12 protein-coding genes and 3 pseudogenes are annotated in these 13,220 nt (G+C 41.8%); 4 read left to right on the top strand and 11 right to left on the bottom strand.

The features are described from left to right. Positions 1-82 precede the first annotated feature (82 nt). Positions 83-328, bottom strand: a complete 246-nt coding sequence (locus tag M3183_RS20745) for a hypothetical protein (protein ID WP_251472609.1) — start codon at positions 326-328, stop codon at positions 83-85. Between the two features lie 290 nt (positions 329-618). Further along, the gene (locus tag M3183_RS20740; protein ID WP_251472607.1) at positions 619-1,533 is read right to left on the bottom strand and encodes a magnesium transporter CorA family protein; all 915 of its coding nucleotides are present in this window, start codon (positions 1,531-1,533) and stop codon (positions 619-621) included. Positions 1,534-1,652: 119 nt separating this feature from the next. On the opposite strand from M3183_RS20740, the gene M3183_RS20735 reads away from it, so the two are divergent. Both M3183_RS20735 and M3183_RS20730 read left to right on the top strand, forming a co-directional pair. Next, positions 1,653-1,919 (top strand): hypothetical protein, encoded by a 267-nt coding sequence (locus tag M3183_RS20735; RefSeq protein ID WP_251472605.1) that lies wholly within the window; start codon positions 1,653-1,655, stop codon positions 1,917-1,919. A gap of 158 nt (positions 1,920-2,077) precedes the next feature. Continuing rightward, positions 2,078-2,215 (top strand): hypothetical protein, encoded by a 138-nt coding sequence (locus M3183_RS20730; protein WP_251472604.1) that lies wholly within the window; start codon positions 2,078-2,080, stop codon positions 2,213-2,215. A 768-nt stretch (positions 2,216-2,983) separates the two neighbouring features. Here M3183_RS20730 and M3183_RS20725 read toward each other — a convergent pair. After that, on the bottom strand, positions 2,984-3,166 hold the full coding sequence (locus M3183_RS20725) for a hypothetical protein (RefSeq protein ID WP_251472603.1): 183 nt from the start codon (positions 3,164-3,166) through the stop codon (positions 2,984-2,986). A 52-nt stretch (positions 3,167-3,218) separates the two neighbouring features. Beyond that, positions 3,219-3,545: a YflT domain-containing protein gene (locus tag M3183_RS20720; RefSeq protein ID WP_251472602.1), complete on the bottom strand. Its 327-nt coding sequence runs from the start codon at positions 3,543-3,545 to the stop codon at positions 3,219-3,221. 120 nt (positions 3,546-3,665) lie between these two features. Here M3183_RS20720 and M3183_RS20715 point away from each other — a divergent pair, with 120 nt between their 5' ends. Next, positions 3,666-4,013 (top strand): hypothetical protein, encoded by a 348-nt coding sequence (locus tag M3183_RS20715; protein ID WP_251472601.1) that lies wholly within the window; start codon positions 3,666-3,668, stop codon positions 4,011-4,013. A 716-nt stretch (positions 4,014-4,729) separates the two neighbouring features. Here the strand turns inward: M3183_RS20715 and M3183_RS20710 are convergent. Further along, entirely contained in the window at positions 4,730-5,593 is an 864-nt protein-coding gene (locus M3183_RS20710) for a CheR family methyltransferase (protein WP_251472600.1), read from the bottom strand. Further along, positions 5,590-8,181, bottom strand: a complete 2,592-nt coding sequence (locus tag M3183_RS20705) for an ATP-binding protein (protein ID WP_251472598.1) — start codon at positions 8,179-8,181, stop codon at positions 5,590-5,592. Before M3183_RS20705 ends, M3183_RS20710 begins: the two co-directional genes overlap by 4 nt. A 258-nt stretch (positions 8,182-8,439) precedes the next feature. On the opposite strand from M3183_RS20705, the gene M3183_RS20700 reads away from it, so the two are divergent. Continuing rightward, a complete protein-coding gene (locus tag M3183_RS20700) occupies positions 8,440-8,892 on the top strand; it encodes a Dps family protein (protein ID WP_251472596.1) in 453 nt (150 codons plus the stop codon). Between the two features lie 242 nt (positions 8,893-9,134). On the opposite strand, the gene M3183_RS20695 is transcribed toward M3183_RS20700, so the two are convergent. The 5 genes and pseudogenes from M3183_RS20695 to M3183_RS20675 form a co-directional block, all read right to left on the bottom strand. Beyond that, positions 9,135-10,283 (bottom strand): PP2C family protein-serine/threonine phosphatase, encoded by a 1,149-nt coding sequence (locus M3183_RS20695; RefSeq protein WP_396953745.1) that lies wholly within the window; start codon positions 10,281-10,283, stop codon positions 9,135-9,137. Positions 10,284-10,365: 82 nt separating this feature from the next. Continuing rightward, positions 10,366-11,114 (bottom strand): annotated as a pseudogene (gene sigB, locus M3183_RS20690) (RNA polymerase sigma factor SigB). Next, positions 11,098-11,584 (bottom strand): annotated as a pseudogene (rsbW, locus tag M3183_RS20685) (anti-sigma B factor RsbW). The pseudogenes sigB and rsbW overlap by 17 nt, the downstream one beginning before the upstream one ends. A 657-nt stretch (positions 11,585-12,241) precedes the next feature. Next, entirely contained in the window at positions 12,242-12,556 is a 315-nt protein-coding gene (locus M3183_RS20680; protein ID WP_251472593.1) for a TraR/DksA family transcriptional regulator, read from the bottom strand. Positions 12,557-12,843: 287 nt separating this feature from the next. After that, positions 12,844-13,086, bottom strand: a pseudogene (locus tag M3183_RS20675) (KGG domain-containing protein); the annotation flags it as partial. Positions 13,087-13,220 lie beyond the last annotated feature (134 nt).

Below are 13,220 nucleotides of genomic sequence, written 5' to 3'. Positions count from 1 at the left end.
GAATTCGTAACACATAGAAAAATGGCTTGGGATTTTCATCCGATCCATTTTTCTATTAAATTTCACTTTTGTCGAAGAAAACTTATTTTTTTCTTTTAGAAACGATTTGTATGGGGGTTCCATCTGGATCTTGTCCCCCCCCGCCCTCTAAATCATTTAAAAAATTATGAGGATGAGATAATATATTAGCACTATTATCAATTAAATACTGAATGGCAGAATCCGTATTTACTGTCCATACTACAATTGCGCAACCCATTATCCATTGAACAGCTAGTTTCTGTTCATGATTATGAATAATTTTTCCGTATTCTATAGAAGGTTTCAAATTGAACATATTCTTCTTTGTTTGTATAAAGTATGTAGAACAATCTCGTAAAACTCAAACGGGGCTTCTTCGTCAGTTCATCCCCAAACAATGCTCCAATTGAATTCTTCAACAGAAGAAATAAGTTTATTCTGAAGTATAAATGATACCCCTCAGCATGTCAGAAATGATAGTTTAAGAATGCACAACTTGAATGGCTAATTGATAATATTCCAGACAGATTAATCGTCTCTACATGCCCTTTTATTTGTAAAGGAACAGCTTCTTCTAAAACCCTCCCGCTGGTGTTTTTATTCAAAAAAAGCCCCTTTCTTTTTTCCCTTTAAGAGGTCCCCTGTCCAGCCCTTAATTTTTAAATAACCATAAAGCAGCAGTGTGGAAATGATGATAAGAAAAATGGAAAAAACATAGCCAAAATGCCACTCGAGCTCGGGCATATTCTTGAAATTCATACCCCATAGTGCGCCGAAGGCCATAATTGGGGTAAATATCGTTGTAATCACGGTTAGGGTTTTCATGATTTCATTTCCACGGTGGGAGGAAATAACCTCCTCCAAATTAATCATCGAATCCAGTTGGTTTTCATATTCTATCAACAGGGTACATGCCCGCTCAATCCGCCGGCTCGTATTGACAAAGACCTCCCCGCTTGCATGAAGGTCTATTTCCTCTATCCCCATGTTAATCTCCTTAATAGGAATTAACAAACTTTTCCTGACCAGCAACTCATGTCTACGCTGATACACAAGTTCAAGAATCCCCGTTTCATTTCGCTTTTTCACACACCAAATGAGCGTTCTTAGTTCCTCCTCAAACTGATCGATTTTCGCTAACAAGTCATTCACCAGCTCTCCCAGTAAAAGCAAAAAGCCCTCAGCTGCAGTTTCCGTCCGTTCTAATTGGCGTTGCAGCTCATCTGGATTTGTCTGTGTTAGCTCGGCCCAATCCAGGTCAACAGTAACTAGCATATCTTTTGTCAGATAAAAATGAAATATTTTATAGTCTCGTTCCTTCTTCCAATTTTGTTTATAAATTAAGGATCCCTTTACCACCTTGTCTAAACTTTTAACTTGCAGGAGATTAGTTTTATTTTTCCGAACCTGTTCCTGCCAATTGTAGACCTTGATGGGGACCTGTACATTTTCCGCCCCACTTTTGGTCAGCTGCATCCATTTCCACCTTTTTGCACCGATATATTCTTCCAAACCTCTTCGCCCCCTTTTTCTACTTACATCCCCCAAAAGGAAGAAAATGAAACTTTTTGTTTAAGGTGTTGGTTTTGAGGGTAATCATAAGGCAAATACAATTAAAGGAGGAATTATAGATGAAACGAGCATTAAGTATGGGTTCATTACTGGCTGTAGGTGTAGGTGCATCAGCAGTGTGGTTGTCAAACAAACCAAACCGTATCAAAGCGGAGAGCTTTTTAAAAGATTTGAAACGAAAAGTGCAACCGACCTTATTTGAAAAAAGTAAGAAGCTTCCAATTGAAAAAGGCGGCCATCCCCACCCTTATGATCTTGAAGATAACAAAATGGTCGACGAGGGTGCAATGTATTCTGTAAAATTTTACAACGAAAAAATGCAGTAACGGTTGGGGTCATTCTTCCCCAACTGTTTTTTTAGATGAGCCATGATCCTTTTCCTATTCATCTATTTCGTTATCATTCTCGCTGTCATTGAAATTTTTGTTATTCTATTTCGTTTAACGGGTTAAAAAGGGACGTCTCCAGGCTTTAGGTCATTTCCATGATGACGGCAACCGTCTTTACTACCGGGGAATCCGAGCTGATTTTAGGACACCCAATCCGCCGCAGGCTTGCTGCCTTCTCGATATTGTTTGGTGTCTTCTCCCTTGCCGTCATCATTTCTTCGATAAGCCAATGACTGTCGAAAGGCATCGGGCTAAGGGAAATATTAATTGGAACAGATGCGATTATTTTTGTATTTGTCCTTTTAAGATTGAACCGTGTTCAACACTTAAGTCAGGCCGTTAATATATACGAAAAAATACAACCACTAGCATTCCCTCATGTACATCGCCCCCCATACGAACTTCCCCGTCCTTTTCACCGTTCCTCGCGCTCATTGAAAAACTAAAATGCATTCTGGAACAAGTAAAGTGGAAGCAAGAGAAATGGGGCAAATTATTGATGATCATTTCAAAGGGAGCAAGAGGGAAAGTTGATAAGAGAAAGGGAAATAAAAAATGGCTATGGCGAGGTAAAGGAGATTACAGTGCTAATAAGCAATAGGAATAGAGGAAACTTTTTAGTTCTAATGTTCTGTATATCTTGCATGACTCGATTTATGGTATAACTATTCGTTTCTATGTCTAATCTTGTCTTGAGTACTCGGGTGGGCCTTAGAAGTTTTCCAGGTTAATCCTGCAAGCCGCCGGGAAATGGCAATAAAACACAAGGTTTGGTAAGCAATATACTAACCAGCGAGGCTTACCCAAAATCATTAACCATTCTGCGAACTCCTTTTACCTAATCCATTTTTCCACAAAGACGTAAAAAGGTTATGAAGTTTTCCCGCCTTTTGGACAATCTTTGTAAATTTAAAAAGTAATGGAGACAAGCCAAAAAATTAACTTCCGAAACACCGTTTCCCACACTTTAAACGGTGTTTCGGAAGTTAATAAACACAACATTAATATACCCCATTCCACACCTTGTTCAAATTAAGCGGTACATAGACATGCTCCCCCTGGATTTCCCGATGGATGATGGGGTTCTCAAAATATTGCTCCAAGGTTTGATTTTCTCTTATCTTATGTCTTGCACGTTTGTGTTCTCCCATTAATCTTTCAAAACTAAAATTTGAATACTTCATGATTAGTCTCCTTTCTATATTACAGCGGGGAGGCAGCCCCGCTGCTTTATTCTTATGGCTGGGTGGAAGCAATAACTACTACTCTTCCACGGTCCATCTCTTCTTCACAGCGCTCGGCTTCTGCATGGGATAGCCCTAATGACACCAGCTTGGAGCGAAGTTCATCTCCTCTTGTTCGAAAAACGTTGGCAATTGATTCAAAAAAACCTTCTTCTTTGACTCCAATATCCTGAATGTCCAAAGCATCCGTCAGGTCCTCAGAACGGGTTTTGTCGTGTGCCAATAAATAAATATCATCCTTTGTGAATCCTTGCATGTTGTACTGGTCAATGACATTTTTTGCTGCTGCTCCATTTTCTACAACTTTTACTGTGTTCATTTTGCATTCCTCCTTCGCGTTTAGTGGATATATAACCGTTTATTAAAAAATTGAAACCTCTTTTTTCAGGATTATTAAAAATCAATTGTGGGTATATACACGATGACGGAGGTGTTTTTTATGAAGAAATTAGTTTGCAGGAAATGTGGCAATGATCAATTTTATGTCTTACATGTAAATGAAACGTTGTGCAAATGCGGGGCCCGGCTCACCAAGCTCAGCGATTACTACGCGGAGCGGCCATCCTTCTGGGAAAAACACTTTTCTTTGGAGCAGGAGCGGCAGGCAGAAATGATTGCCCGGGTTAGTTTGTTAAAATGGGAAATTGACAAATGTTTGGACGAACACGATGAGGACGGCTTTAAAAAGGCAGCGAATGAATTAAAGGAATGCCAGGATTTTCTGCATAATTCGAAAGCCCGGCTTAAAAAGCGGGTTTATGATATGAATGGAAAAATCATTACATGATTTAAGGGGCGGATTCTATTTCATTCCTGCCCTCATCAGCGCTATTCTCCTCGTATTTATTCTCAGCCTCATATTTAAAGGAGTAAAACACGCCTAATCATGTCCACCTGCCAAGAAGCGGCCTCCCTAAGCTGGATTTCTTACTACGACTTAGGGGGCACTTCACATAGCAGGTGGTTTTTTGTTATGCATCAATCGCGGGCCCAACTGACTATAGTCATAAAAGTAAAAATGGCTCAGTTCACAAAACTAAGCCATTTCTTTAGGATAGGCTCTTTTCTAAAAGATTGTTGCTTTTTGCTCCCTTTTTAAGATTCATTCAAAAAATAGGGGTAGAAATTCCCCTTATTTAGGAAATTGGATGTTAATTAGCTGAAATAGACGGAGGAATTCCCCCTATTTGATTTTAAACTGCTAAAATCGGGTGCTTTTCATTGAATAACGGAAAAAACTCCGCTTATTTTTTACTATTTAAACTTAATTTTGCAAATAACGGGAAAACTTCCGCTTATTTTTTACTTCCAAGGGGGCTATCCTGTAATCCAGCTTTTTCGCAGAGTCCGCTTATTCCTAAATTGAATAAACCACCGCTTTTCTTGGCATAACAACATAGTTTACGAAAACAGCCTTAGGATAAGACCAACCTTATTTCCCATAAAAACCGTTTTTCAGGAAAATAAGTTGGAATAATAATGGTGTTCCAAATAGGGCAGTCCCTAAATTTCAACCAGCCTTCCCTTCCGGTAAATCTTCTCATTCACATTAAATTCCTCGTAGTCCATCCCCTGCGGCATGAACAAGATTGATTCTTTGCTTCCCAGCCCGACAAAGCCGCCGTCAGCCAGGCTGTTGTATATTAGGTGATGGACTTTCTGCTGCAGGTCGTTGTTAAAATAAATCATCACATTCCGGCACAAAATCACATGGAATTCATTAAACGAGCTATCCGTCACCAAATTATGCTGGGCAAAAGTGAGGTTGTCCTTCATAATGGGATAAAAATAAGCAAATTGATGATCCGTGGTATAGTACTCGGAAAATGAATTTTTTCCGCCAGCTTTCAAATAATTTTTCGTGTATTGCTGCATTTTTTTCAATGGAAAGGCGCCCTTTTGCGCGGCCCTTAGCGCTTTTGCATTCATATCGGTAGCATAGATTTTTGTTTTTTCCGCCAAGCCCTCCTCCTGCATCAGGATGGCCATCGAGTAAGCCTCCTCGCCGGTCGCGCAGCCGGCATGCCAGATACGGATTTCCGGCAGCCTGCGTAGGAGCGGCACCACATCATGTCGAAACGCCGCAAAAAAGCTTGGGTCGCGGTACATTTCCGTCATCCGGATGGACAGGTCATTCAATAACCGCCCAAGATACGCCTCATCATGCAGGATTTTTTCTAATAAGGCTGTAATCGTCGGAAGCCCCTCCGCCTTCATGCGGTGGATAATCCGCCGGCTCAAGGAAGTCCGAACGTAGCCGCGAAAATCATAGCCGTACTTTTGATAAAGTCCTTCCAGCAGCAAACTAATTTCGATTTTCTCGGTCTCACTTAACGGTAATGTCCCGGTTTCTGCTTTAAAACTCATTCTCCATCCACCTGCTCCGTCAGCCATACGCTCATCAACGAGAATAGCTGGTTGATGTTTAACGGCTTCATAATATAGTCAGAAGCCCCTGCTTCCATACACTTCTCCCGCTCACCCTTCATCGCCTTCGCAGTCAGTGCAATAATCGGCAGCTTGTGCATCCCAAGCTCCCCGCGAATAATCTGCATTGTCTCATAACCGCCCATGACCGGCATCATTATATCCATAATCACCAGATCAAAATCAGACCCTTCCCTTAGGATACCGATTGCCTCTTTACCGTTTTTTGCAACTTCCACAATGATTCCCTTTTTCTCAAGAGCCGAGATGAGTGCGAAAATATTCCGTCCGTCATCCTCTACAAGCAGGATCTTTTTTCCTTTAAAAATAGAGCCTTCATATTCCACTGACGCGGCTTCTTCCTGCTTCACCAGCTCACTCTCACTCACTGTGACAGCTGCTTCTTCTAGCGCCAACGGCTCAGGCGATTCGACAATCTCAAGTGTAGACGGAATATATAATGTAAACGTGCTTCCCTTCCCAGGCTCGCTGTCGACTGTAAGGGTGCCGCCAAGCAAATGGGTAAATTCACGACAGATGGACAACCCTAGTCCAGTTCCACCGTATTGCCGGTTCGTCGTACCGTCGACCTGCTGGAAGGCCTCAAAAATAATTTGCTGCTTATCTGGCGGGATTCCAATGCCAGTATCACGAACCGCGATTGCCAGCCCCCTTTCAGCCAAACTAATCCTAACGGAAACAGACCCTTTTTCCGTAAATTTAAAGGCGTTGGACAATAAGTTTTTCAAAATTTGCTGAAGTCTCTGACCGTCCGTTGATATAACATCCGGAACATCTGAATCCATCATTACTTCAAATGTTAAATTCTTTTTCGCTGCAACCGGGTCGAACATATTTCGTAACATCTGCGGCAGTTCCGTTACGTTGACTTCATCTGTTAAAATTTCAATTTTTCCGGCTTCAATCTTGGAAAGGTCGAGGATATCATTAATCAATCGAAGCAAGTCTTCGCCGGCAGTATTGATGACACGGGCCGAATCCTTCACTTCCTCCAGATTGGTGTCCTCGTCACTCTCCATCAGCATCTGCGACAAAATAATAATGCTATTAAGCGGTGTACGCAGCTCATGCGACATGTTCGCGAGGAAATCCGATTTGTACTGCGAACTCTGCTGCAGCTTGCGCGAGTATTCCTCAAGTTCGTCCTTCGCTTTTTTCAGCTCGAGCGCCCGCTGTTCAGCGTATTGCTTCTGAACAGCTAAAAATTCATTCGTCGTTTGCAGCTGGTCCTGTTGCATTTGTAATTCTTCCGACTGTGCCTGCAGTTCCTCGGACTGCGCCTGGAGCTCCTCTGTCATGACCTGGGACTCCCCAAGCAGCCGCTCCACTTCCATCCGGCCTTGAACACTTGAAATGGCCGAACCGAATTTATCTTGCAGAAGGTCGAGTAATGTCAGGTGTTTTGACTGAAACGGCTCAAGCGCCGCAAATTCCACCACCGCTTCAACTCTTCCTTCATACAATATAGGCGCTACTAATAAACTTCTTGGTGAAGATGCCCCTAATCCTGTGATCATTTTGAAATGTTCTTCCGGCAGGCGGTCAATCAGGAAGATTCTTTTATCAACTGCTGCTTGTCCGATGACCCCTTCCCCAGGACGGAAACTTTCAGCCATTTCAGCATCGTTTGCCAAAGCATAGCTTGCAGCCTTTACGTAGAACACCTCACTGTCTTGAGTTTTACGGAGATAAATAACCCCGTAAACCGCCTCCAGCATTGGCGCAAGCTTCATTAAAAAGCCTTTTGATAATTCTTTAACATCGGTGATTCCCTGATAGATTAGCGAAATTTCAGTGATACTTTTTTGTACCCAGCTTTGTTTTTCAAGATTGTTGAGTAAGTCGTTCATTGCGTCCGCAAGCTCGCGGGTCTCGTCCTTTGTTTTTACATGAATCCGTGTTGTTAGGTCAACCTTTGATTCTGTAATACTCTTAATCGTTTTCACTACCTGCCTGATGGTATGGACAATCGAACGGGACAGGTAAAACGCGGTTACGAGGGTAATCACCGTGACCATCAGTATAATGGCATATAAAGTAATTTTTAAATTGGCAGTGTTCTGATTGAGCTTGTTGATACGCTCGTTTGTTGACTGCTTTTCTTTTGCAAGAAAGGATGTAAACTGCGTGCGCAGCTGCTCCATCATCTTCTCTTCCCCGTGATTCTTAAATTGCGCGTTCAGGGCAGTCGTGTCCCCCGCTTTTTTTTGCTGAATCGCCGCTTCTCCAAAATCGGTGATCCAGTCGATTATCAGCGGCTTCATCTCATCCAGCGTACGCTGCTGGTTCCCATTTTCCTTCAACAGAGAGTGGAGTTTGTTGTAGTTATTAAGCCAGCTTCGGTTCGCTTGATTATAGGGTTCGAGGTATTGCTCATCACCGGTAATGACGAACCCCCTCATCCCGGTTTCCATGTCGAGCATATTTTTTTGAATCTGATTCGCCAAATCGTGGACCTCGACATCATGCTGCGAAACGAAATCGACCTCTTTCTGCAAAGCAGTCATCCGGTTCATCACGATCAGCAAGACCAGCACCAGGCAAATCAAGATGGTTAAATAGCCGGTGATGATTTTGGCGTGTATATTGAACTTTTTAATGGCAGGTCCCTCCTTTTTGGAAAAAATTCATATTTCTATCTTATCGTTTTGATGGCTGTGACCCAATGGGACATTGGTCCTGAGATGTTTTTTTTAAAAAATAGTTTAACATCACGGGCACCGTGGTATTTAATAGGTAACGACATAATTGGGAGGTAAATAAAGATGGAAGAAAAAATGAAAAAAGTATCAGTTAAGCTTAATAAGCAGGTTGCTAATTTCTCGGTTCTTTATATGAAACTGCATCATTATCATTGGTATGTAAAGGGAAAAAACTTCTTTACACTTCATCTGAAATTTGAAGAGTTATATAAGGAAGCGGCGCAGCATCTGGATACGATTGCGGAGAGGATGCTGGCGGTAGGGGCTAGTCCTGCTGCTACGTTGAAGGAGCATTTAGAGGCAGCCTCGATTGAGGAAGCTTCTGGTAGGGAGACTTCTGCTGCGGATATGATCCAGGCGCTGGCAAATGACTTTGACACTATATGCAGCGAGCTAACAGAAGGAATCACCGCTGCCGAAGACCAGGAGGATCAGCCAACCGCTGATATGTTTATTACGATTCGGGCATCGCTGGAAAAACACAAGTGGATGCTTGGGGCTTATTTAGAAGAATAATATATTAGGACTGTCCTTCTATCATGAAGGACAGTTTTCTTGAAATGCCTTGGTACCCCATCAATTACTAAAGAGAACAGTTACAGCGGATAAACCAAGGAATTTGTCTGTTATCAAAGCAAACCCTGGTTCCCATTGACCGCCAAAAAAGTTACTGTTCCTGTTTTTTGGACAATGCAATCCCCACCTAACCTTCAAAACACCAAAATTACCTTTTACAAAAAGGCAAAAAGCACCCCATCTTAAATCCCCGTCGATACCATCACTAAACACATATCATCCTTGGGTGAATCGAGATTCAGCTGCAGCCGCTCCAGCAAGCACTCAGCTTCCTTATCCTCAACTCCAGAGGCATCCCGAAGACTGTCCGCCAGCCGCTCCATTGCATCTCCATATTCATCCTCGAGCCACTCCGACACCCCATCTGTATAAAGCAAAATCCGTGCCTCATCGCGATATGGAATAACCTCTTTTACCATCTCTATCTCATCGAAAAAACCCAGCGCACAGGACCCCGATGTCAAAAGCTTCACCTCATCATCGACAATTGCAATCCCCGCCGGATGCCCGGCATTCACATACTCAATCGTCTGTGCCTCCGTGTCCAAAACAAAATAAATCGCCGTAAAATAGTAATTGATTAAACTCAAACTATCCGGCATCTTCAGCTGATTCATCCGCCGGTTCAGCTCCTGCATAACCTCCACGGGATCCCCTAGTCCGATAATTGTATCTTTTAACACAGAATATATGTACATACACACAAGAGAGGAGGAAATCCCATGCCCCATCACATCCAGCAAAATCACGCCATAACGGGTCGGCGAAATCCGATACCACGCATACAAATCACCGGCGAGTTCAAATGAAGGTTTGTAGACGGCTGAAATGGTCACATTGTCTTCATGAAGAGGACCGCTCAGCATACTTCGCTGCACCTGTTTCGCCAAATCCAGCTCATATTGAATCCGCTCTTCGCGTTCCTTGCGCAAATCTTTTTCGTGCTTTAAGCGTAAAACCGAACGTATCCTCGCCAAAAGCTCGACTTTATTAATCGGCTTCATGACGTAATCAAGGGCGCCGGCATCCATCGCCTCAGCCATCTTATTGGAATCACCCATCGCCGTGACAAAAATAATCGGCAGGTCGTGAAACTGTTCATGGCTCAAAACCGTACGGCACGCTTCAATTCCATCTATTTCCGGCATCATCAAATCCATCAAAATCAAATCAACCGGCACTTCCTCAGACTCTGCATCATTCAGCCGCAAATACTGATATAATTCCTTCGCAGAGGACAGCATAACAATTTTTCGATATCCGGCACGCTTCAAGATTTTTTCGATAATCATGAGATTTGTTGCATTATCATCCACAATTACTATATTCATTTTATCCATAGCTGATTTTCCTTTCTAAAAAATACCTATACCTGATGTGTTCCATAAAAACACTGCAGGTGTCAGGCGCCTTTTATTTGCTGAGTGCCCTTCGTAGTTTTTTGAGTGCTTTTTTTTGAAGTCGTGATATGTGCATTTGCGAGATTCCTAAAAATTCACCAGTTTCCTTTTGGGTTTTGTTTTCTATAAATGTACAATGAAGAATGGCTAATTCTCTCTCCGTCAACACTGTAAGGGAGCTTTCAATTAACAACTTCTTGTCCACTTTTTCAAAGCCTGGATCTCGGAACCCAAGAATGTCGTGCGTCGGCACCGTGCTTCCCTCGGAGCCAATTTCAATGGGTTGGTCGACAGAAACAGCCTGGTAGCTTTTCCCCATTTCCATCGCTTCTAGCACGTCTCCTCAGAGGCGTCCAAATACTCGGCGACTTCATGGATTTTTGATGAACGCTGATAGTGATTGGTAAGTTCGTCCATGACGGAATTGATTTTAACCCATAATTCCTTAATCCCTCTCGGAACATGAATGCTCCATGCTTTATCCCTTAAAAACCGTTTGATTTCCCCGATTACGGTCGGGATTAAAAAGGACTCAAACGTTTTTCCGGCGCCCGGCTCATATCTTCTAATGGCGTTTAAAAATCCAACCATTCCGACCTGCATAATATCCTCATGAAAGCTCTTTCCCTTTGAATATTTTCGCACAAGGCTCGCGACAAGTCCTGTATAGTGCTCGGTCAAAGTAGTTTGTGCCTCTCCGTCCTGGTTCTTTTGGAAAGCCAGAATCAAAGCATCGATTTCTTCCTTAGATCTTTTCACCATTTAAGATGGATTCGTCATGATTTTCACGCTCCCCGCCTAGACGCTTCATCATGAAGACCGTGACATCTGAATGATTCATTACACGGACCTCATCCATAAGCGTTTCGATCAAATAGAGGCCTAAGCCATTCACCAAGAGATGTTCAACTATATTTGATTCCGTATAAGGGCTACGTTCGGTTTGAGTCTTGGAAAAATTAAAACTCTTACCGCTGCTTGTCACCATCATTTCAAGCTTATCCTGATAGATGCCAAAGCCGACAATCACTACACCGCCTTTGGCCCCTGCATTCGCATACTGAATAGCGTTCGAACAGGCTTCACCTACCGCAATTTTCATATCTTATCTTCCATTTCCTCATATGTATACGCATGGTGCTGGCAATTCCTGATAACGTCAATCGAATGACACCTGCATGGTCCGGTTTGGCAGGAACTTTAATTTCTATATAATCCATCATTTGATTCATCCTTATCATCACCTTTAATAAGTTAGTTGTTTCATACCCTTCTAAACCTAAATTCAAACCCATTTTCGAGATAAAACTGACTCAAGCGATATATGGATGATAAAGTATCCAAAGATATATTTAAATCTTTTTTGTTTAACAACCGAATCTTCGGTTTTTTTACATACCATTACTTGTAAGAGTGCTCACGGCATTTATTTGGTCATTAGTCATTAATTATTGGAGGAGTTATCAGTTGGCTCGCGGGACTCATATTGGGAATCGATGTACCGGTGAAATACTTGGAAATATTACTTTATAATTCATGGTTTTTGCCATAAACATCTTTCATTCACCGAAAAATAGAGCCTCTTTTGAAGTGGTCGATAGCGTATCCAAATTATCGACACAGATAAATCGCTTTTAATTAAAAATTTACTTAAAACGCAGCATGATGCTTCTGAATTTCTACCATATATTTATGGACCTCTCCTGAATTGGCTGCTTGTTTGAATTCCATTAATAAAGATGATTCAACTATGGTACGACGTGAATTGGAAAACTGAATCCATTTCTGTAATAACTTAAGGTTCATCTAGACCGTAAAAAAAAGAAGGCTTGCAGACTTCTTCCCCTACTGAATAGGACCTGTCTCTTCATCAAACCTTTTTTGCGCTTCTACCGTACGTTTTGCATAGGGTAAGACTTCGAGTCTCCATAAGGAATGTCCTCACCTGTATCGACACATTTACCATACGTCCCTCTGCATATTCGCTCTAACGCTTCATTTACCTGATTTAATATATTTTGCACTGAATAGGCTATTGTAATTTGTTTTTCCTTTGCCTCTAAACCTGCCACATGATTGTGGTGGATCGTAAACTTTTCATCAGTCAACGATGATAACTGGTTTGCCTCCAACATTTGAATCATCTCTTTCTTTGTTCGTAATAATTTTTTCTTTAGATGAATAAGCTCTTTCTCTGTTAACATGATTTCTCTCTCCTTTAATATCTCCTTTAATATCTCCTTTATATATACCCTCTGAGAGTAGAGACTTAAACTTTTTGAGTTTGAAAGTCAAAGGGAGAGGTCTGGATATTTAATACTCCCAAATGCAAATAAAAGAAATGCCCTGATATGGGCAAAACAATAAAATGTACCCCACAATTAGCCTGTTTTGTGCAGGTAGATTCCGTCAATTCGAACAGAAAATGAGCTTGCACATGTTTGTACAAGCTCATTTTTTCTGATTAGATATGGTTAATTATCATCCATTAAGACTTTCCGCCTTTTTGACCGATCTTTTGATAAAACTCTTGATCATGATTCTCAGCTGTCGCTTCTCCGCCTCTTTGACCAATCTCTTGATAAAACTCTTGATCATGATTTTCGGCTGTCGCCTCTCCGCCTTTTTGACCGATTTCTTGATAAAACTCTTGATCATGCCTTTCTGCGGTTGCTTGTCCACCCTTACGTCCTCTTTCTTCCATACTCATTCTACCGTTATTATTGTTAGCCATTTTATTTTCCTCCCTCTATAAATGTTGATTTATCAACGGTTTGACCCGTTGGTGGGGTGTCAAAAAAATATTTTTCGACACGATTTTCTAACAATATTTTTATATTATGTGAAACTATTCCATCACATGGGTAC

This window comes from Neobacillus mesonae, assembly GCF_023715155.1.
GTDB lineage: Bacteria > Bacillota > Bacilli > Bacillales > Cytobacillaceae > Neobacillus > Neobacillus mesonae_A.
This window is presented reverse-complemented; position numbering and strand designations above follow the sequence as displayed.